The sequence below is a fragment of the Prauserella sp. PE36 genome (assembly GCF_003311655.1).
Lineage (GTDB): Bacteria > Actinomycetota > Actinomycetes > Mycobacteriales > Pseudonocardiaceae > Prauserella_A > Prauserella_A endophytica.
In genome coordinates, this window is the sequence record NZ_QEQT01000035.1 from 1 (window position 1) to 20,986 (window position 20,986).

The 20,986-nt window shown below is 70.7% G+C and carries 18 protein-coding genes; 14 read left to right on the forward strand and 4 right to left on the reverse strand.

Annotated elements, in window-relative coordinates; genetic code table 11:
- The 8 genes from DI005_RS04330 to DI005_RS04365 all read left to right on the forward strand — a co-directional run.
- Positions 1-257: methionine adenosyltransferase domain-containing protein (locus tag DI005_RS04330; protein WP_158559775.1), on the forward strand; the 257-nt coding region annotated here is incomplete at its 5' end.
- 57 nt (positions 258-314) lie between these two features.
- Positions 315-1,292 carry a carbohydrate kinase family protein gene (locus DI005_RS04335; protein WP_112272320.1) on the forward strand — a complete coding sequence of 326 codons (978 nt, stop codon included), beginning with the start codon at positions 315-317 and terminating at the stop codon, positions 1,290-1,292.
- Positions 1,293-1,294: 2 nt separating this feature from the next.
- Positions 1,295-4,843: a methionine synthase gene (gene metH, locus DI005_RS04340; RefSeq protein WP_113641331.1), complete on the forward strand. Its 3,549-nt coding sequence runs from the start codon at positions 1,295-1,297 to the stop codon at positions 4,841-4,843.
- An 11-nt stretch (positions 4,844-4,854) separates the two neighbouring features.
- Positions 4,855-6,312, forward strand: a complete 1,458-nt coding sequence (gene ahcY, locus DI005_RS04345) for an adenosylhomocysteinase (protein ID WP_113641332.1) — start codon at positions 4,855-4,857, stop codon at positions 6,310-6,312.
- Positions 6,313-6,403: 91 nt separating this feature from the next.
- On the forward strand, positions 6,404-7,315 hold the full coding sequence (locus DI005_RS04350) for a methylenetetrahydrofolate reductase (protein WP_199542503.1): 912 nt from the start codon (positions 6,404-6,406) through the stop codon (positions 7,313-7,315).
- Positions 7,316-7,454: 139 nt separating this feature from the next.
- Positions 7,455-10,148 carry a family 78 glycoside hydrolase catalytic domain gene (locus DI005_RS04355; RefSeq protein ID WP_113641333.1) on the forward strand — a complete coding sequence of 898 codons (2,694 nt, stop codon included), beginning with the start codon at positions 7,455-7,457 and terminating at the stop codon, positions 10,146-10,148.
- 139 nt (positions 10,149-10,287) lie between these two features.
- Positions 10,288-10,773, forward strand: coding sequence for a DUF1772 domain-containing protein (locus tag DI005_RS04360; protein ID WP_112273178.1), 486 nt, complete (start codon positions 10,288-10,290; stop codon positions 10,771-10,773).
- Between the two features lie 245 nt (positions 10,774-11,018).
- Positions 11,019-11,693, forward strand: a complete 675-nt coding sequence (locus tag DI005_RS04365) for a CBS domain-containing protein (RefSeq protein ID WP_113641334.1) — start codon at positions 11,019-11,021, stop codon at positions 11,691-11,693.
- Here DI005_RS04365 and DI005_RS04370 read toward each other — a convergent pair.
- On the reverse strand, positions 11,654-12,112 hold the full coding sequence (locus DI005_RS04370) for a hypothetical protein (RefSeq protein ID WP_113641335.1): 459 nt from the start codon (positions 12,110-12,112) through the stop codon (positions 11,654-11,656). The two genes, DI005_RS04365 and DI005_RS04370, sit on opposite strands and share 40 nt — an antisense overlap.
- A gap of 219 nt (positions 12,113-12,331) precedes the next feature.
- Between DI005_RS04370 and DI005_RS04375 the strand changes: the two genes are divergently transcribed.
- The 3 genes from DI005_RS04375 (at position 12,332) to DI005_RS04385 (ending at position 14,346) form a co-directional block, all read left to right on the forward strand.
- Positions 12,332-13,249, forward strand: coding sequence for a metallopeptidase (locus DI005_RS04375; RefSeq protein ID WP_112272308.1), 918 nt, complete (start codon positions 12,332-12,334; stop codon positions 13,247-13,249).
- Between the two features lie 123 nt (positions 13,250-13,372).
- Positions 13,373-13,783, forward strand: a complete 411-nt coding sequence (locus DI005_RS04380) for a DUF2000 domain-containing protein (protein ID WP_112272306.1) — start codon at positions 13,373-13,375, stop codon at positions 13,781-13,783.
- Between the two features lie 170 nt (positions 13,784-13,953).
- Positions 13,954-14,346: an SCO5389 family protein gene (locus DI005_RS04385; protein WP_112272304.1), complete on the forward strand. Its 393-nt coding sequence runs from the start codon at positions 13,954-13,956 to the stop codon at positions 14,344-14,346.
- Here DI005_RS04385 and DI005_RS04390 read toward each other — a convergent pair.
- The gene (locus tag DI005_RS04390) at positions 14,343-15,362 is read right to left on the reverse strand and encodes an LLM class flavin-dependent oxidoreductase (protein ID WP_113641336.1); all 1,020 of its coding nucleotides are present in this window, start codon (positions 15,360-15,362) and stop codon (positions 14,343-14,345) included. The two genes, DI005_RS04385 and DI005_RS04390, sit on opposite strands and share 4 nt — an antisense overlap.
- Positions 15,363-15,454: 92 nt before the next feature.
- Between DI005_RS04390 and DI005_RS04395 the strand changes: the two genes are divergently transcribed.
- Complete coding sequence (locus DI005_RS04395; protein WP_199542505.1) at positions 15,455-16,726, forward strand: cytochrome P450; 1,272 nt, start codon at positions 15,455-15,457, stop codon at positions 16,724-16,726.
- Positions 16,727-16,732: 6 nt separating this feature from the next.
- Here DI005_RS04395 and DI005_RS04400 read toward each other — a convergent pair whose 3' ends face one another.
- The gene (locus DI005_RS04400; protein WP_112272298.1) at positions 16,733-17,029 is read right to left on the reverse strand and encodes a MoaD/ThiS family protein; all 297 of its coding nucleotides are present in this window, start codon (positions 17,027-17,029) and stop codon (positions 16,733-16,735) included.
- Positions 17,026-18,141, reverse strand: coding sequence for a sialidase family protein (locus tag DI005_RS04405; RefSeq protein WP_112272297.1), 1,116 nt, complete (start codon positions 18,139-18,141; stop codon positions 17,026-17,028). The genes DI005_RS04400 and DI005_RS04405 overlap by 4 nt, the downstream gene beginning before the upstream one ends.
- A 198-nt stretch (positions 18,142-18,339) precedes the next feature.
- Here DI005_RS04405 and DI005_RS04410 point away from each other — a divergent pair, with 198 nt between their 5' ends.
- Positions 18,340-19,947, forward strand: a complete 1,608-nt coding sequence (locus tag DI005_RS04410; protein WP_113641337.1) for a GAF domain-containing sensor histidine kinase — start codon at positions 18,340-18,342, stop codon at positions 19,945-19,947.
- A 207-nt stretch (positions 19,948-20,154) separates the two neighbouring features.
- A complete protein-coding gene (locus tag DI005_RS04415; protein ID WP_112272293.1) occupies positions 20,155-20,985 on the forward strand; it encodes a CoA ester lyase in 831 nt (276 codons plus the stop codon).
- Position 20,986: the final 1 nt, after the last annotated feature.

Below are 20,986 nucleotides of genomic sequence, written 5' to 3' on the forward strand. Positions count from 1 at the left end.
ACGCGATCGGCAAGGCGGCCCCGGTGGGCCTGTTCGTGGAGACGTTCGGCACCGAGAAGGTGGCGCCGGAGAAGATCCAGGCGGCGATCGGCGAGGTGTTCGACCTGCGTCCCGCCGCGATCATCCGCGACCTCGACCTGCTGCGGCCGATCTACGCGCAGACGGCGTCCTACGGGCACTTCGGCCGCACGGACGTGGACCTGCCGTGGGAGCGCACGGATCGTGCGCCCGCGCTGAAGGACGCCGCCAAGGCGTAGTCCCGCTCGCCGGACCCGGCAGTCCTGTTCTACCTACCCGAGGAGTGTGCCCCGCTCATGCGCATCGCCGTGACCGGTTCCATCGCCACCGATCATCTGATGGTGTTCCCAGGCCGGTTCGCCGACCAGTTCGTGGCGGACCAGCTGGAGAAGGTGTCCCTGTCGTTCCTCGTTGACCAGCTCGACATCCGGCGTGGCGGTGTCGCGGCGAACATCTGCTTCGGGCTCGGCAGCCTGGGCATGTCGCCGGTGCTGGTCGGCGCGGTGGGCACCGACTTCGACGACTACCGGTCGTGGCTGGAGCGCCACGGCGTGGACACCAAGTCGGTGCACGTGTCGCAGACCCGGCACACGTCGCGCTTCCTGTGCACCACCGACGAGACGCAGGCGCAGATCGCCTCGTTCTACGCCGGGGCGATGGAGGAGGCCCGCGAGATCGAGCTGCAGGCGGTGGCCGACCGGCTCGGCGGGCTCGACCTCGTGGTGGTGGCGCCGAACGACCCGGTCGCGATGGTCCGCCACACCGAGGAGTGCCGGCAGCGCGGGTTCGCGTTCGCCGCCGACCCGTCGCAGCAGCTGGCGCGGATGGACGGGCCGGACGTGCGCTCGCTCGTGGAGGGCGCGTCGTACCTGTTCACCAACGAGTACGAGACGTCGCTGCTGCTGCGGGTGACGGGCTGGTCGGAGCAGGACGTGCGCGACCGCGTGGGGCTGTGGGTGCAGACCCACGGCCCGGACGGGGTGCGCATCGAGGGCAAGGGCGTCGAACCGGTGACCGTGGCCGCACACGAGGTGACCGACGAGGCCGACCCGACCGGCGTGGGCGACGCGTTCCGGTCGGGCTTCCTCTGGGGTCTGCACGCGAAGCTGAACGTCGAGCGGGCGGCTCAGGCCGGGTGCACCCTGGCGGCGATCGTGCTGGAGACCGTGGGCACCCAGGAGTACACATTGGACCGCGGGGACTTCTCCAAACGGATCGCCAAGACCTACGGCAGCGAGGCCGCGGCCGAGATCGAGTCGAAACTGCGGGTGTGAGCATGGAGAGTGCGTTTCTCGCCGCGCTGGAGCAGCGGGTGCTGGTCGCCGACGGCGGCATGGGCACCGCGTTGCAGGAGCACGACCTCACGCTGGACGACTTCGCCCAGCTGGAGGGCTGCAACGAGATCCTCAACGAGACCCGGCCCGACGTGGTGAGCTCGGTGTACCGGGGCTTCCTGGATGCGGGCTCCGACGCGATCGAGACGAACACGTTCGGCACCAACCTCGCCAACCTCGGCGAGTACGGGATCGCCGACCGCATCCGGGAGCTCGCCGAGAAGGGCACGACTCTGGCCCGGCGGGCCGCCGACGAGTATCACTCAGCGGACAAACCGCGCTTCGTGCTCGGCTCGGTGGGGCCGGGCACGAAGCTGCCCACCCTCGGACACGCGCCGTACGCGGCGCTGTGCGACGCCTATGTCGAGAACGTGCTGGGCCTGCTCGACGGCGGGGTCGACGCGGTGCTCGTGGAGACCTCGCAGGACCTGCTGCAGACCAAGGCGGCGATCATCGCGGCCAAGCGCGCGATGGCGCAGGCAGGCAGGCGTGTGCCGATCATCGCGCAGGTGACGGTGGAGACCACGGGCACGATGCTCGTGGGCTCGGAGATCGGCGCCGCGCTCACGGCGCTGGAGCCGCTCGGCATCGACCTGATCGGCATGAACTGCGCCACCGGCCCCGCCGAGATGAGCGAGCACCTGCGCGTGCTCGCCCAGCACGCGAGCGTGCCGATCTCGGTGATGCCCAACGCCGGGCTGCCGGAGCTCGGCCCGAACGGCGCGGTGTATCCGCTGCAGCCGGAGGAGCTGGCCGAGGCGCTTTCCGGGTTCGTCACCGAGTTCGGCGCCCGGCTCGTCGGCGGCTGCTGTGGCACGACCGGAGCGCACATCTCCGCGGTCGCCGAGGCGGTGGCGGACCTTACGCCGAGGCGGCGCACGCCCGAGGTGGTGCCCTCGGTGTCGTCGGTGTACCAGTCGGTGCCGTTCCAGCAGGACGCATCGATCCTCAACATCGGCGAGCGCACCAACGCGAACGGCTCCAAGGCCTTTCGCGAGGCGATGCTCGAGGAGCGCTACGACGACTGCGTGGAGATCGCCAAGGCGCAGACCCGCGAGGGCGCGCACCTGCTCGACCTGTGCGTCGACTACGTCGGCCGGGACGGCACCAGGGACATGCGCGAGCTGGCCTCGCGCCTGGCCACGGCGTCCACGCTGCCGATCATGGTCGACTCCACCGAGGCCGAGGTGGTGCAGGCCGGCCTCGAGCACCTCGGCGGCCGGTGCGCGATCAACTCCGTGAACTACGAGGACGGCGCAGGCGATGGCAGCCGGTTCCATCGGGTCATGGAGATGGCGGTGGAGCATGGGGCGACCGTGGTGGTCACGTGCATCGACGAGGAGGGCCAGGCCCGCACCGCGGACTGGAAGCTGCGGGTCGCCGAGCGCGCGATCGAGGACCTGACGGTGAACTGGGGTCTCGAGAAGTCCGCGATCATCATCGACTGCCTGGTCTTTCCCATCACCACCGGGCAGGAGGAGGTCCGCAAGGACGCCATCGAGACGATCAACGCGATCCGCGAGCTCAAGCGGCGCCATCCGGACGTGCAGACCACCCTCGGTCTGTCCAATGTGTCCTTCGGGTTGAACCCGGCGGCGCGGCAGGTGCTGAACTCGGTGTTCCTCAACGAGTGCCGGGACGCCGGGCTCGACTCGGCGATCGTGAACTCGTCGAAGATCCTGCCGATGACCAAGATCGAGGACGAGCCGAGGCGGGTCGCGCTCGACCTGGTCTACGACCGCCGGTCCGAGGGCTACGACCCGCTGCAGAAACTGATGGCGCTGTTCGAGGGCAAGACGGCGTCGTCGAGCAAGGCCTCACGCGCGCAGGAGCTGGCGAAGCTGCCGCTGTTCGAGCGGCTGGAGCGGCGCATCGTGGACGGCGACCGCAACGGGCTGGAGACCGACCTCGACGCGGCGATGGAGCAGAAGCCGCCGCTGGCGATCATCAACGAGAACCTGCTCGCCGGCATGAAGGTGGTCGGCGACCTGTTCGGCTCCGGGCAGATGCAGCTGCCGTTCGTGCTCCAGTCGGCCGAGGTGATGAAGGCCGCCGTCGCCTACCTCGAACCGCACATGGAGAAAGACGACTCCGGCGGCAAGGGCAGGCTGCTGCTCGCGACCGTCAAAGGGGACGTGCACGACATCGGCAAGAACCTGGTGGACATCATCGTGTCCAACAACGGCTACGACGTCGTGAACATCGGCATCAAGCAGCCGATCAACGCGATCCTGGCGGCCGCGGAGGAGCACAACGTCGACGCGATCGGCATGTCCGGCCTGCTGGTCAAGTCCACGGTGATCATGAAGGACAACCTGCGGGAGATGAACTCGAGGGGCGTCGCGCAGAAGTACCCCGTGCTGCTCGGCGGTGCCGCGCTGACGAGGACGTTCGTGGAGAACGACCTCGACGAGGTCTACGAGGGTGACGTCCGCTACGCCAAGGATGCCTTCGAGGGGCTGCACCTCATGGACCGCCTGATGTCGATCAAGCGAGGGGAGGCCCCCGAGGAGGACGCCGAGGCCGAGGCGAGAAAGGCCGAGCGCAAGGCCCGTCACGAGCGGTCCCTGCGCATCGCCGAGAAACGCAAGGCCGCCCAGGGCGGTGAGCCGTCGGCCGACGACACGACCCGGTCCGATGTGGACGCCGACGCGCCCGTGCCGGTACCCCCCTTCTGGGGCTCCAAGGTGGTCAAGGGCGTCGCCGTCAACGACTACCTCTCGCTGCTGGACGAGCGCGCCACGTTCTTCGGCCAGTGGGGCCTGCGCGGTGCGAAGAAGGGGGAGGGGCCCTCCTACGAGGAGCTGGTGGAGACCGAGGGCAGGCCACGGCTGCGGGCGTGGGTGGACGAGCTGTCCACCGCGGGCATCCTCCAGCACGCCGCGCTCGTCTACGGCTACTTCCCGTGCTACTCAGAGGGAAACGACCTCGTGGTGCTCGACAAGGACGAGCCGGACGCGCCGGAGCGGCTGCGGTTCACGTTCCCCCGGCAGCGCCGCGACAGGAGACTCTGCCTCGCCGACTTCTTCCGCTCCCGGAAGAAGGCCGAGGAGACCGGGCAGGTCGACGTGCTGCCGTTGCAGCTGGTGACGATGGGCCAGCCGATCGCGGACTACGCGGGCGACCTGTTCGCGAGGAACGCCTACCGGGACTACCTGGAGATCCACGGGCTGGGCGTGCAGCTGACGGAGGCGCTCGCCGAGTACTGGCACCGGAGGATCCGGCAGGAGCTGCTGTTCTCCTCGGGTTCGTCGGTCGCGGCGGAGGATCCGGCCGACGTGCGGGAGTTCTTCAAGCTGGGATACCGTGGCGCCCGGTTCTCGCTCGGCTACGGTGCCTGCCCGGACCTCGAGGACCGGGCCAAGATCGTGGAACTGCTCGAAGCGGAGCGGATCGGGGTCGAGCTGTCCGAGGAGTTCCAGCTGCATCCCGAGCAGTCCACCGACGCGATCGTTGCCCACCACGCGCAAGCGAAGTACTTCAACACCTAGGAAAGGATCTCATGAACGCGAAGTTGCAGAAGGTCAACGGCCTCGAGTTCGCCGTCGCCGACCTGACGCTGGCCGAGGCGGGCAGGCACCAGATCCGGCTGGCCGAGCACGAGATGCCGGGCCTGATGGCGACTCGCAGGGAGTACGCGGACTCGAAGCCGCTGAAGGGTGCGCGCGTCGCGGGCTCGCTGCACATGACGGTGCAGACGGCCGTGCTGATCGAGACCCTGAAGGAGCTCGGCGCCGACGTCCGCTGGGTGTCCTGCAACATCTTCTCCACTCAGGACGAGGCGGCCGCCGCGGTCGTGGTGGGCCCGAACGGCACGCCGGAGAAGCCCGAGGGCGTGCCGGTGTTCGCGTGGAAGGGCGAGACGCTGGAGGAGTACTGGTGGTGCACCGACCAGCTCTTCCAGTTCGGTGACCAGGGCCCGAACATGATCCTCGACGACGGCGGCGACGCCACGCTGCTCGTGCACAAGGGTGTCGAGTTCGAGGCGGCGGGCGCCGTGCCAGAGGCCGCCGAGGACGACCCGCACGAGTACCGGGTGATCCTGTCCACGCTGAAGGCGTCGCTGGCCGCCGACTCGAAGCGGTTCACCAGGATCGCCGAGGGCATCAAGGGCGTCACCGAGGAGACCACCACCGGCGTGCACCGGCTCTACGAGTTCGCCAAGACCGGGGAGCTGCTGTTCCCGGCGATCAACGTCAACGACTCGGTGACGAAGTCGAAGTTCGACAACAAGTACGGCTGCCGGCACTCCCTTGTGGACGGCATCAACCGCGCCACCGACACGCTCATCGGCGGCAAGGTCGCGGTGGTCTGCGGCTATGGCGACGTCGGAAAGGGCTCGGCCGAGTCGCTGCGCGGGCAGGGCGCGCGCGTGATCATCACCGAGATCGACCCGATCTGCGCGCTGCAGGCCGCGATGGACGGCTTCCAGGTGACCACGCTCGAGGACGTGGTGGAGACCGCCGACATCTTCGTGACCACCACCGGCAACTTCAACATCATCACCGCCGAGCACATGGCGAAGATGAAGCACCAGGCCATCGTCGGCAACATCGGCCACTTCGACAACGAGATCGACATGGCGGGCCTGGAGAAGACGCCGGGCGTCACCAAGGTCGAGATCAAGCCGCAGGTGCACGAGTACCGGTTCCCCGACGGGCATTCGATCATCGTGCTGTCGGAGGGCAGGCTGCTGAACCTCGGCAACGCGACCGGGCACCCGAGCTTCGTGATGTCCAACAGCTTCACCAACCAGGTGATGGCGCAGATCGAGCTCTTCACGAAGCCCGGCGAGTACGGCAAGCAGGTGTACGTGCTGCCGAAGCACCTCGACGAGAAGGTCGCCCGGCTGCACCTCGACGCCCTCGGCGTGAAGCTGACCAAGCTGACCAAGGAGCAGGCGGCCTACATCGGCGTCGACGTGGAGGGCCCCTACAAGCCGGACCACTACCGCTACTGAGCCCGCAGCCACCGGCCCCCAAGGCCACCTTTGTCGCGTTGAACGCAACAAAGGTGGCCTTGGGGGCAGAGCCAGACGACGGAGGTGCCTCGTGCGAAGGGTTGCCGACCGGCTGAAGAGTGCGCACTGCCCGACGTTCTCGGTGGAGTTCTTCCCGCCAAGGGACGAGCCCGACGAGGCGGTGCTGTGGCGGGCGATCCGGGAGCTTGAGCCGCTGGACCCCGCCTACATGTCGATCACCTACGGCGCCGGCGGGTCCAGCCGCGACGGCACCATCCGCAACATCGCCAGGGTCGCCACCGACACCACGCTGGTGCCGATGGCGCACCTGACCGCGGTGAACCACTCCGTCGCCGAGCTGCGCAACGTGATCGGGCACTTCGCGGCGGTGGGTGTGCACAACATCCTGGCGCTGCGCGGCGATCCGCCCGGCGACCCGATGGGGGAGTGGGTGCCGCACCCGCAGGGCCTGCACTACGCCGAGGAGCTGGTGCGGCTCGTCCGGGAGCTGGGCGACTTCTGCGTCGGCGTCTCGGCGTTCCCGTACGGGCACCCGCGCTCCGCCGACCTCGACACCGACACCCACTACCTCGTCCGGAAGCTGCGCGCGGGGGCCGATTTCGCCATCGCGCAGCTGTTCTTCGAGGCCGAGGACTTCCTGCGGCTGCGCGACCGCGTCGCCGCCGCGGGCTGCGAGGCGCTGATGCTGCCCGGCATCATGCCGCTGACCACGCCGCGCACCCTGCGCAAGACGATCGAGCTCTCCGGCGCCACCCCGCCTGCCTGGCTCGTCGACCGGCTCGCCCCGCTGGAGGACGACCCGAAGGCGTTCCGCGCCGAGGGCCTCGACGTGGTCACCGAGCTGTGCTCCCGGCTGCTCGCGGAGGGCGTTCCGGAGCTGCACTTCTACACGTTCAACCGCTCGAAAGCCACCCGTGAGCTGGTCGAGCGGCTCGGTCTGCGCTCACCCGCGCCGCCCCTCGCGGTCGCCGCGCGGCCCTGAGCGGTGGTGGCCGCTCAACGGCGTGCGGCCGCCACCTCCGTCCCTCGTGCCGTGACCGTCCGGTCTTGACCCCTCCTGCCAGCGCGCATAACGTCTGAAAGCGGTTTCGCGCTGAAACGTTTCAAGGAGGAGGCGTTCGTTGAGGCATCGATATCTCCGGCGCGGTACGGCGGTGCTCGCCGTGGTGGCGGGACTGGCTACGGCCGGACCCGCCGTCGTGGCGAGCACAGCCGCACCCCGTGGTCACGCTCCCGGCACCCCCGTCGACCTGACCGTGGGGGACCGCGACCGTCCCCTCAACGTGGAAGGCGCTCCGCTGTTCGGCTGGCGGCCCGTCGACCGCGACCCCGGTGAGATCCAGACCGCCTACCAGATCGTGGTCCGCAAGGACGGCGAGCGCGTGTGGGACAGCGGCCGCGTGGCCTCCGGCAGCCAGGAGTACGTGGCCTACGCCGGTCCCGAGCTCGCTCCGGCCACCGGCTACACCTGGACCGTCCGCACGTGGGACCGCACCGGCAAGCCCTCGCCGTGGGCTCGCCAGGCGGCGTTCGACACCGGCCTGCGAGACGGCGACTGGCAGGCGAGCTGGATTCGCCGCACTACGGCCGAGGCCGACGACTACACGCTCGCGCGCAAGGAGTTCACCCTTGGCCGTTCGCCGGTCGTGCGCGCCCGGGTCTACATCGCGGCCAGCCATCAGTACGCCCTGCACGTCAACGGCACGGTCGTCGACAGGGGCGGCGCGTTCGCCTACCCCGACGCCGGCTACTACCGCGCCGTCGACGTCACCAGGCAGCTCCGTGCGGGCGGCAAGGCGGTCGTCGGTGTGCAGTACCACTGGTACGGGCGGGGCCAGGGCCGTCCGGCGGGTGAGCCGGGCATGCTGCTGCGCCTGGAGGTCGACCACGCAGACGGCACGACGCGGACGGTGGTGTCCGACGGCAGCTGGCAGGTCACGCGCGGACCGTGGCTGCCCGCGCCGAAGCGCAACGGCGACGGCGGCGACTACGTCGAGGAGTTCGACGCCACCGCCGAGCCCCTCGGCTGGGACCGGCCCGGCTTCGACGCCTCTGCGTGGCAGTCGCCCCAGGTGCTCGGCACGCACCCCGCTGGCGTCTTCACGTCGCTGCAGGCGCAGGAGACCGATCTGGAGTTCGAGACCGTCGAGCCGGTGAGCGTCACCCGCCTGGAGTCGGGCACGCTCGTGGCCGATTTCGGCAAGGTCATCCCCGCCGCGCCCATCGTGCGCTTCCGCGACGGTGAGCAGGGCAGGCACGTCGCGATGCACGCCGGCTACGTGCTCAACCCCGACGGCACGGTCTCGCGCGACAGCGACGACAACCAGAACACCAACCTCGCCTACGGCCACACGCAGCGCGACGGCGACCAGACGTTCCGGTCGTTCACGTACATGGGCTTCCGCTATCTCGAGGTGGAGGACCCGTCCGCCGAGATCAGCGCTGTCGTGCAGCACACGGCCGTGGACGACGACCGGCGGGCCTGGCTGCGCAGCTCCGACCCCGGCGTGGACGCCGCGTTCGACCTGATGCGGCGCTCGGCGCTGTACGGTTCGCAGGAGCAGTTCCTCGACACGCCGACCAGGGAGAAGGGGCAGTTCCTCGGCGACACGGCCGACATCTCGCTGGCCACGATGTCCGGGTACGGCGAGCGCACGCTCACGCGGCAGGCGATCCGCCAGTTCATCGAGTCGCAGGCGCGGTACTGGCCCGACGGCCGGCTCAACGCCGTCTACCCGAACGGCGACGGCAAGCGCGACATCCCCGACTACACCGAGATGTTCCCCGGCTGGATCTGGGACTACTACGTGCGAACCGGAGACAAGCGGATCCTGGCCGAGGCGTACCCCGTGATGCGGGCCGTGGCCGACTACGTGCGCCGGTACATCGACCCGGCGACCGGCCTGGTCACGCAGCTCGAGGGCGGCTCGGGCGAGTACCGCTACGGCATCATCGACTGGCCCGCGACCATGCGCTACGGCCACGACATGAGCACCGCGGCGAGAACCGTGATCAACGTGCTCGGCGTCGACGTCCTCAACGCGACGGCTCGCGCGGCTGAGGAGCTCGGCGAGCCAGGTGAGACCCTGCGTGCCGATGCGGCGACCCTCACCGAGGCGATCAACGCCAAGCTCCGCCGCGCCGACGGCGTCTACCACGACGGCCTGCGCGGGGACGGCTCGGCGAGCACGCACGCCTCGCAGATCGCGAACGCCTACGCGTTGTCGTTCGGCGTCGTGCCGGAGGAAGACCGCGCCGCGGTGAGCGAGTACGTGGCGAACCTCGGGATGCGCATGGGGCCGATGACGGCGCACCGGCTGCTGCAGGCGCTCGCGGGCAGGCCGGACGACGTGGTCGAGCGCCTGACCGATGCCGACTCGCCCGGCTGGGCCAACATCCTGGCGCGCGGCGGCACGTTCACCTGGGAGTCGTGGGACGCGCCGGAGACGGGGCAGAGCCACTCCCACCCGTGGGGAGCGACGTCACTGGTGGAGATCCAGCGGACGATCCTCGGCGTGACGCCCACGGCCCCAGCCGGCTCGGAGGTCACCATCCGGCCGCCGAAGTCCGGTGTGGACAGTGCGGCCGGTGAGATGCCCGTGCAGCGGGGCATGGTCGGCGTCGACTGGCGGCGGATCGGCGACGGCGTGTCCCTGAAGGTGGACCTGCCGGTCAACGTGGTCGCGCGAGTGCACGTGCCCGCCGGCGAGGCCGGCGACGTGCGCGTCCACGGCCAGGCCCGCTTCGTCGAGCTGCGAGACGGCTACGCCGTATACGAGGTCGGCTCGGGCAAGGTCACCTTCTTCTCGGCGTGACGCTCTCCCAAGGGCACTTTGGTGGCGGTCAACGCGACTGAAGTGCCCTTGGGTGCGTTCTCAGTCGCTGAGACGGGGGCGGATGGAGTCGAGCGTGTCGGCGATGGGCTCGCCGCCGCCGTGCCGGTTGACTGGGCTCATGACAGCTGGACCGCTCTTCGCTCTGACGCTGCTCGCCGTGCTCGGCACCGGCCTCGTCGCGGGTGTCTTCTTCGCCTTCTCTTCGTTCGTGATGCGGGCACTCGCGCTGTTGCCACCCGCCCAGGGGGCCGCGGCGATGCAGTCGGTGAACCGGACCGTGCTCAACCCGGTGTTCCTGGGGGTGTTCGCCGGTACCGCGCTACTGTCGGTGGCCGTCGTGGTCCTTTCCATCGCGCGCGGATTCGCCGACGGCGGGCCCTGGCTGCTCGCGGGCGGCGTTTCTTATGTCGCCGGTACCTTCGTTCTCACGCGCGTGGTGCACATTCCCCGCAACGACGCCCTGATGCGGGTGGACGCGGACAGCGCCGAGGGGGCCGAGTTCTGGGCCCGCTACGTGCCCGCGTGGACCCGGTGGAACCACGTCCGAATGCTCGCCTCACTCGTGGCCTGTGCGTTCTTCGTCGTCGCACTGGTGAACGGCTGAGTTCGTGATCCCGTTTTCCGCTGACCCATTGAGGTGAACCCGCTTGCCGCGGCCGCCGACCGTTGCGACCGGTGACAACGCGGTGCGAGACTGCACGACAAGGCTCGGCGGGAACTGCTCCGATCCTGACTGGGTGGTAGTGGAAATCGCTGGGGGAGGCAGGGCCGGAAGGCCCTAGCGCGGCACGGGCAAACCCAAGACGGTGGAGTCGACCAGGGCCCCCAAGGGCCAGTGAGGAGTCGGCCATGTACCAGACCACGGTGGGTGCTGTGATGACCCGCGAGGTCATCGCGGTCGGTCCGGATGCCGACTTCACGACGCTCGTGGAGCTGCTGGTCAGCCATGACATCGGTGCCGTTCCCGTGGTGAGCGAGGAGGGGGTGCTCCTCGGCGTGGTCTCCGAGAGCGACCTGGTGCTGAAGCACGAGCAGCTCGGCGAGGGGGACGGCAAGCCGCCCTCGCTCGTGCTCAGGCGAGCCCGGCAGCGATGGCAGAAGTCGTGGGCGACGCGGGCGTTCGACCTGATGATCACGCCCGTGTACGCGCTGGACGTCCGGGACTCGCTCGGCGCGGCCGCGCGCGAGTTCGGCCGGTCGGGGGTGCGCAGGCTGTACGTGCTCGAGGGCCGCACGCTCGCGGGTGTCCTCACGCGCGGAGACCTGCTCAAGGCGTTCGTCAGGGACGACGAGGACATCCGGCGGGAGATCCGGCACGAGGTGCTCGGCCGTGCGCTGGCGGTGGCCGACGGCGCGGTGGACGTGAACGTCGACCGGGGCGTGGTGACCATGTTGGGCGAGGTGGAACGCAGGACTGACGGCGAGCTCGCCCAGCGGCTCGCCGAGCACGTGCTCGGCGTGGTCCACGTGCACAACCTGCTGGACTACCGCCTCGACGGGGCACCGGGGCTCGCCCGGCGCTGAGGCGGCGCGGGCGCCGCCGTCCCGTCGCGCTGCGCCGGAATGGGCGCCGTGTCCGTGAGCCGGTGCCCGGACAGGCGGGCCACGCGGACCAGGATTCCGTTGTCGAACGCGTAGCGCATGGCGAGCGCGTGGTGGAGGCGAGGGCGGTCGTGGTGACCCAGCGGGCGGGCGAGACCGACACCCGTGATCGCCCACGGGGCATGCTCGCCACCGAACGAGATCGTCACGGGTCTGCCCGTCGCGGAGCGCGTGAGCGACGGATCGGAGCCGGTGGGCACCAGCACGTCGCCGCTCTCCAGCACGAAGCAGGCCAGTGGCTGGGGCCGCCCACCGTCGATCGCGATCAAGGCGGTGTGGCTGCGGCCATGGGAACAAACGAGCGCGAGGCAGTCGGAGTGTGTCAGCTCGAGCGTGTCCACATCCGCTCCTTCGGCTTCGCGGGACTGCCGCAACGGCGGTCGCACCGGCGATCGCCCGGCTTGTCCGTGGTTCGCGCGGAAAACCCTCGACAGAGGCTTCACCGCGGCGCCCGCGGGCTTCACAATTCCTTAGTACGCCAGGCGAAAAATTTCGTCCAGGCTTCGAGTCCGATTCGGAACACGGTGTGCGACAACGGGTGACAGACGCGGAGGTGGCAAATGACGATCACGGAGAGCCGCAGTGGTGTGTTGCCGGTTCGCACCGAGTTCAAGTTCGCCTGGCGCGGCTACGAGCGTGGGCGCGTCGAAGGATATGTGCGGGCGGTGGAAGAGGAAATCCGGTTGCTGACCGCGGATCGCGACTCCGCGGCCGACACCGCCGAGAAGCTGGCCGTCGAGCTGGACGCGGTCCGCCGCGAGAACAACGAGCTGCGTGAGCGGCTCGAGCGCGCCAGCCGCAGCCCCATCGAGTCGGACGGGCTCTCGGAACGCCTGCTGCGCATGGTGGAGCTCGCGCACGAGGAGGCCGACGAGATCGTCGAGAACGCGCGGGGGCTCGCCGAGCAGAGCTGGGCCGCCGCGCACGAGGCCGCCGAGCGGCTGCGGTCGCGCTACGACCGGATGCTCGCCGAGCTGGACGAGCGCCGCCGGCAGATGGAGACCGAGCACCGCGAGCTGATGGCCAAGGCGCAGGCAGACGTCGAGGCGATGACGAAGCAGGCGGAGCGGCGGCGTCGTGAGCTCGACGAGCAGGCGGCTCGCAGGCGGCAGGAGGCGGAGCGTGAGTTCACCGTCGCGATGGCCGAACGGCGCGAGGAGACCATGCGGCTCATCGAGGAACGGGAGGTGGCGGCGCGGGCGAAGGCCGAGCGGCTGCTCGCCGACGCGACCGCGAGGACCCGCGAATGCGAGAAGTTGCGCAGCCGGATCGCGGCCGAGTTGCGGACCGCTCGTGAGGTGCTGACGGAGGCGACTCCGTTCACCGAGCCGCTGGACGAGGAGGACGAGGTGCTCCGGGCGGCCGCACCCATTCCGGTGTCGGCGCCGCGCCCCCCGTCGCCCACGCCGAGGCCACCCTCGGACCTGCCGGCGCAACGAGCCCAGGCGCCGCTGGTGAAGCCGGTCCAACTGCAGTGAAGGCCACCTTCACTGCGTTGAACGCAGGCATGGTGGCCTTCACTGCGGTCGGGGTCAGCGGGCGGCGGCCCCGTGTTCCGAACGTACAAGACCGGCGGTGGAGGGCGCGGTGATGCTCGGGGCATGCGTTTCGACACCAAGATCGCCGTGCTGCTGAGGGACGACCTGGCGCGCTGGCAGGGCCTCAACGTGTGCGCGTTCCTCACCAGCGCCATCGCCGCGGCCGACCCCGGGCTGATCAGTGAGCCCTACGCCGACGCCGACGGCACGCCGTACCTGCCGATGTTCCGCCAGCCGGTCCTCGTGTTCGCCGGTTCCAAGGAGGTCCTCACCAGCGCACACGCGCGTGCGCTCGTTCGCGGCATGGAACTGGCGATCTTCACCTCGGACATGTTCGCGTCGGGTGACGACCGCGACAACCGCGCCGCGGTGCGCGCGGTGCCGAGGGCGGACCTGGACCTGGTGGGACTGGCCGTGCACGGCCCCCGCAACGCCGTCGACAAGATCCTCAAGGGCGCCCGCATGCACCCGTGACCAACCGCACCCAAGGCCACCTTTGGTGCGTTGAGCGCAACAAAGGTGGCCTTGGGGAGCGCTCCTCCTTCCCGGTGGTCGCGGGGCCGTTCTCTTGCAAACGATGATCATCACCAGTAGCACTGATAGGTGCTGGTTACCCGACTGCCGACGAGCCTGGAGGCCGACACATGTCGCTGAACGTGCCCACCGAGCTGCTGGACCGCGCCGAACGAGGCGAAGTGAACGACGCCGAGTTCGTCGCCTGCGTGCGTGAGTCGCTGCCCTACGCGTGGCAGGTGGTCTCGGGCGTGGTCGCCGACCTCGAGACGGGCAGGGAGCCCTTCGCCGACAACACCACGCCGCCGCCGAGCGAGGCCGAGCGCGGGCAGCTGCTGCGCGCGCTGGCCTCCGACGCCATCCGCGGCGGGCTGGAGCGGCATTTCGGTGTCAAGCTCGCGTTCCAGAACTGCCACCGGGTCGCCGCGTTCCGCACCGCCGCCGTGGACAGCGACACCTACCGCGACTTCATCTCCGTGCGCGGCCAGCTGCTCAACCAGAGCCCCGAGCTGCGCGACTGCTAACCCGCCGGGTGGCTCCCGCGCAGCGCGGGCAGCACCTCCGCGCCGAGGCGCGCGATGGTGCGCAGCGTGCGCTCGCGGGAGCCGGAACCCTCGACCATCAGGATCACGTGCTCGATGCCGGTGCGTTCGGCGCTCGCGCGCAGCCGCGAGACGCAGTCGGCGGGGCTGCCCACCGGGTGCAGCGAGCACAGCAGGTCCGTGTAGGCGTCCGGGTCCCGCGGCGCACTGGGCCGGCCGTCCACCCGGACGTAACCGGCGAGGCCCTCGGCCAGCCAGCCCGGCATCGCCTCCTTGAGCTCCCGTTCCGCTCGCGCGCGGTCGTCCGCGATGTGACACAGCATCGCCGAGACGTGCCGGGCCCCGGCCGGGTCCCGTCCCGCTTCGGCCGCGGCCTTCTCGTACCAGGTCACGAGGTCGGCCTTCTCGTCGTCACCGATGTGCATGCCCAGCAGCATCGGCAGCCCGCGTGCCGCGGCCAACTCCACCGTCGGCCGGGAGGTGCAGGCCACCGTCACCGGCGGGCGGGCCGCCGGCCTCGGCACCATCGCCACCTCCCGGAACGCGAACCGCTCGCCGGCCGCGTTCACTCGCTCCTCGGTGAGCGCGCGCAGCAGCAGGTCCAGGCTTTCCTCGAAGCCGTGCTCGTAGCGGTCGAGCCCGGTGCCGAAGACCTCCAGGTCCACCCATGGCCCGCCGCGGCCGACGCCGAGGTGAAAACGGCCTCCCGTCAGCCGGTCCAGCAGCGTGACCTGCTCGGCCAGCGCCACCGGGTGTGCGGTGGAGAGCACGCTCACGGCGGTGCCGAGCGTGATGCGGCTGGTGCCGCCGAGCGCGTGGGCGGCGAACGTCACGGCGGAGGGGCACACGCCGTAGGACATGAAGTGGTGCTCGGCGATCCACGCGTCGTCGAAGCCCGCCGCCTCGGCCGCGCGCACCGCCTCTGCCGTGCGCAGCAGGGCCCCCGCGTCGTCCTGCCCGGGGAACCGGCCTGCCAGGAGGAAAATGCCGAACCTCACCGCGCAGACGTTACCCAGGGTCCGAATTGGACGGCGTCCGACGTGGCCGATCCGCCTGCGGTGGCGGCTGAGCAGTTGGTAACGTCGGTTTTGTGGGGAATCTCCGTACACGCATCGTGTCTTGGGTCACGCGTAGATACCTGGCCAGGGCACAGAAGAAGGGTCTCGACCTCTCGAAGCTCGCGATCCTGCCCGACGCTGCGCTGATGCCGCTCAAGCGCGACGGGCTCGACCCCGTGCCTGAGCTCGACCGCGCCAGGGAGCAGACCCCGGTGACCAAGCTGCCGGTGCCGTTCGGCCTGAACCTTTGGCTGGTCAGTGGCTACGAGGAGGCCAAGGCGGTGCTGGGCGACGCGAAGTCGTTCAGCAACGACTTCGAGCACCTCGTTGGCAAGGCGGAGGGCGCCGACGAGAACCCCGGCGGCCTCGGTTTCGCCGACCCGCCCGTGCACACCCGGCTGCGCCGCCTGCTGACGCCGGAGTTCACGATGCGGCGGCTGTCCCGGCTCAAGCCCGGCATCGAGGAGATCGTCAACGAGCGGCTCGACCTGATGGCGAAGGCCGACGGGCCGGTGGACCTGGTGGAGGAGTTCGCGCTGCCGATCCCGTCGCTGGTGATCTGCGAGCTGCTCGGCGTGCCCTACGAGGAACGCGACGCGTTCCAGCACCTCGCCGTGGCGCGGTTCGATCTCTTCGGCGGCGCCGGCGCCTCACTCGGCGCCATTTCGGAGTCGCTGGAGTACCTGCTCGGCGTGGTCCGTGAGCAGCGGAAGAACCCCGGCGACGGGCTGCTCGGGATGATCATCAAGGAGCACGGCGACGAGGTGGACGACCGGGAGCTCGCCGGGCTCGCCGACGGTGTGCTGACCGGCGGGTTCGAGACCACGGCCAGCATGCTCTCGCTGGGCGCGCTGGTGCTGCTGCAGGATCCCGGGTCGTTCGCCAGGGTCCGCGACGACGACGAGTCCGTGAGCCCGTTCGTCGAGGAGCTGCTGCGCTACCTGACCGTGGTGCAGGTGGCGTTCCCCCGGTTCGCGCGCGAGGACGTGGAGGTCGGCGGCCAGACGATCAAGCAGGGCGACATGGTGGTGGTGTCGCTGTCCGGAGCGAACCGCGACGACGTGCTCGGCCAGGCCATGGGCGGCTTCGACGGCACGCGGGTGCCCGCGAAGCACCTGGCGTTCGGCTACGGCGCCCACCGCTGCATCGGGGCGGAGCTCGCGCGCATGGAGCTGCGGTCGGCCTACCCCGCGCTGGTGCGGCGCTTCCCGCAGATGCGGCTGGCCGTGAACCCCGACGAGCTGACCTTCCGCAAGGTGTCGATCGTCTACGGCGTGGAGAACCTGCCGGTCACGCTGCGCTGAGGGGGCTCAGCCCCCGGCCATCGCGCCGACGACCAGCAGCGGCTCGCCGCCCTCGGTGACGGCGGGCGGCAGCGGGGTGTCCTGTGGCTCGTGGGAGAGGTCCTCCTCGCACGCGAAGAAGCGCACGAACGCGCGGCGCTGGTGGGTGACGTGGTCGCGGATCGTGCCGCGCAGCATGGGGTAGCGCTCTTCGAGCGCGTCGAGGACCGTGCCCACGGTCGCGGGCCCCGCGATCTCCAGCCGCACCTCGCCCTCGACGCGTGCGAGGTTGCGCAGGTGGGTGGGCAGCACGACACGGATCATGGCAGCGTCTGCACCTCCACCGAGAGCACGGCGGGCAGGTCGCGCACAATGGGCGCCCAGCTGTCGCCGCCGTCGGCCGATGCGTAGACCTGGCCGCCCGTGGTGCCGAAGTAGATCCCGCAGTCGTCGAGCCGGTCGACGGCCATCGCGTCGCGCAGGACGTTGACGTAGCAGTTCTCCTGTGGCAGCCCCTTGGTCAGCGGCTCCCACTCACCGCCGCCGGTGCGGCTGCGGTACACGCGGAGCCTGCCGTCGAGGGGGAAGTGTTCCGAGTCGCTCTTGATCGGCACCACGTACACGGTCTCGGGCTCGTGCGCGTGGACGTCGATGGGGAAGCCGAAGTCAGTGGGCAGGCCCTCGCCGATGTCGTACCAGTGCTCGCCGCCGTCGTCGCTGCGCATGACGTCCCAGTGCTTCTGCATGAACAGCACGTCGGGGCGGGACGGGTGGATCGCGAGGCGGTGCACGCAGTGGCCCACCTCGGCGTCGTCGTCGGGGATGCCCTCCGAGCGCAGGCCCTTGTTGATGGGCCGCCACGTCTTGCCCGCGTCGTCGGTGCGGAACGCGCCCGCGGCGGAGATGGCCACGTAGAGCCGGTCGGCGTCGCGGGGGTCCTGCACGATCGTGTGCAGGCACATGCCGCCCGCGCCCGGCTGCCAAGACGGCCCCGACTCGTGGGTGCGCAGTCCGGGCAGCTCCTGCCACGTCTGCCCGCCGTCGCCGGAGCGGAACAGCGCCGCGTCCTCGACCCCGGCGTAAACGGCGTCCGGGTCCGTCAGCGACGGCTCCAGGTGCCAGACGCGCGTGAACTCCCACGGGCGCTGCGTGCCGTCGTACCACTGGTGGGTGCCGGTCTCGCCCTCGTACGTGAACTGGTTGCCCACCGGGTTCCATGTGGTGCCGCCGTCGTCGGAACGCTGGATCACCTGGCCGAACCAGCCGCCCGACTGCGCCGCGTAGACGCGATCGGGGTCGGCGGGCGAGCCCTTGAGGTGGTAGATCTCCCAGCCTCCGAACAGCGGGCCGCGCACGTCCCAGTTCTTCCGCGTGCCGTCCGAGGTCAGCACGAACGCACCCTTGCGCGTGCCCACCAGAACCCGTACCGATGCCATCTCGCCCCTCCGGTTCCACTCGCGACGGGTCGCACGTTAGCGGCAGGGCTTGTGAAAAACAAGTACGGTTCGGAGAATGGTGGCACTGGTCCGGATGGAAGCGTTGTCCGGCCATGACGCGATCGCTACGTTGACGGGATCGCCCCTGTTCCCGCCAACCCCGGGAGCACGTGTGCCGAGCGGGAGCTTCTGACGAGGATGTCTGCCAGACCCGAGCAGTCGGACGCCCACCGGCCCAGGTCCGTGTCCGACACGCTGGCCGCATTGCGGCTCGACGACCTGCTCGCCGGCGTCCAGCACCGGCTCGCCGAGATGCGCGAGACCGGCGACCGGTTGCAGGCGTTGCTGGAGTCCGTGCTCGCCGTGGGCGCCGGGCTCGAACTGGACTCAACGCTGCGGCGGATCGTGCAGGTCGCGGTGGGGCTGGTCGGAGCCAGGTCCGGCGCGCTGGCCGTGCTCGGCGACCACCGGACGTTCGTGCACGAGGGCGTCGACGCCGCCACCAGGGCTCGGCTGGGTGAGTTGCCGGGCGGGCCGGGAGTGCTCGGCGTGCCGGTCCGCGTGCGCGACGAGGTCTTCGGCAACCTCTACCTCGCTGACAAGCAGGGCGGCGGAGAGTTCACCGCCGACGACGAGATCGTGCTCCGCTCGTTGGCCGCGGCGGCAGGTGTCGCCGTGGAGAACGCGCGGCTCTTCGAGTACTCGCGTATGCGCGAGCGGTGGTTCGAGGCGACCGGGACGATCAACGCGACCATTCTCGTCGATGCGACCACCGACGAGACGCTGCGGCTCATCGCCGAGCTCGCCGGCGAGGTCTCCGGCGCCGCGTTGACGCTGATCCTGCTGGGCCGGGAAGGCGGCCCGCTCTCGGTCGTGGCCGCCGCGGGGGAGCGGGCCGACGCGCTCGCCGGCGGCACCGTGTCCGGTGCCGACCCCGTGGTGGGCGACGTGCTGCGCACCGGTGAGCCGAAGCTCGTCGCCGACCTCGGCGCGGTGCCCCGGGCCGAACCCACGTTGCTCGGCACTACGTTCGGACCCGTCGTGGTCACGGCGCTGCGCAAGGCGGGCGGCTCCGGCGGCGTGCTGCTCGCGGCGCGGGCGAAGGGCGCCCCACGGTTCGGCTCCGACCTGGTGCCCGTGCTGTCGTCGTTCGCGGCGCAGGCCACCGTCGCGCTGGAGTTCGCGGACAAGCAGCAGGACGAGCGCAGGCTCGCCCTGCTCGCCGACCGGGACCGCATCGCCCGCGACCTGCACGACCACGTGATCCAGCGGCTGTTCGCCACCGGCATGACGCTGCAGGGCACGCTGCGCAGGGTCGCCGACGCGCATTCGCGGGAGCGGATCACCTCGGCCCTGGAGCAGCTCGACAGGACCGTGCGCGAGATCCGCACGTCGATCTTCGACCTGCACTCCTCCGGCGAGCGGGAGGATGCGGCGAGTCTCCGCCGCAGGCTGCTCGACATCGCGGCGGACCTCACCCAGGACACACGCGTCTCGCCCTCGATCCGGCTCGGCGGTGCGGTGGACACGCTCGTGCCGCCTGAGCTGAGCAGCCAGGTCGAGGCCGCGCTGCGCGTGGGGCTCGCCAACGCGCTGCGCGGCGGCTCGGCGAACTGGATCACCGTTGACGTGCGGGTCGGCGAGGACGTGGTGGTGGAGGTCGCCGACGACGGCGCCGGAAGCGCCGACGCCTCCGCCGACCTCGCCGACCTGCGCGCCCGCGCCCGCGCGCGGGGCGGCGACCTGGTGCTCGCCGCGCGGGACGGCGGCGGCACCCGCTTCACCTGGACCGCGCCGCTGCGCTGAGTTTCCGGTCTTCGCCGGGCCCTCCCGGCGGTGGTGGGTTCCCCGCGACCGGAGGGTCCGGGCGGACGGGAACAACGATCGATCGGTGCGCGTCCGGACGACCAGCGTCCAGCCTCCGTGAGCGCGGTGGACAGCGATCCCGGGGTCACCGACATCGCGTAGCGTTCACCGCGCTGGCTATCGGTGACACGTGAAGGGACATGCTCGATGCGGTTGAACGACGTCGCGTCCGCGCGCACTCTGCTGTTCGTGCCGGGGCACCGGCCGGACCGGTTCGCGAAGGCGGCGGCAGCAGGCGCCGACGGTGTGGTGCTCGACCTCGAGGACGCCGTGGGCGCGGACGACAAGGACACCGCGCGTGAGCACGTCCGTGCCTGGCTTGCCGAGGGCAACACGGCGGTCGTTCGCGTCAACGGCGCCGACACCGAGTTCCACGACGCCGACCTCGCCGCGCTCGCGGGGCTCGCGACCGTGGTGATGCTGCCGAAGGCCGAGCACGCGCGCGACGTCACCGCCGCCGCGGCGGTGCTCGGCTCGGGCACCGGTGTGGTGCCGCTCATCGAGACCGCCGACGGGGTGCTGCGGGCCCGCGAGATCTGCGCCGCGCCCGCCGCGGTGCGGCCCGCGTTCGGCAGCATCGATCTCGCCGCGCAGCTCGGCGTCGACCCCGACTCACACGTCGCGCTCGCCACCGCACGCTCCACGCTCGTGCTGGCGGCGGCGGGTGCGGGCTGCGCGCCGCCGCTGGACGGCGTCACGGCCAAGCTCGACGACGAGGCGAGGCTGGTCGCCGACACCGAGCACGCCGTCGAGCTGGGCTTCACCGGCAAGCTGTGCGTGCACCCTCGGCAGCTGGCGCCGGTGCACGCCGCGCTGGCACCCTCCGAGGAGGAGCTGCGCTGGGCCCGCGAGGTGCTGGCCGTCGCCGAGCAGGGCTCGGTCGGGGTGCACGAGGGCACGATGGTCGACCGGCCGGTGGTGCTGCGGGCGGAGCGGCTGCTGAGCAGGGCCGGGCTGTCCGGCGCCGGTGCCGCGTGAG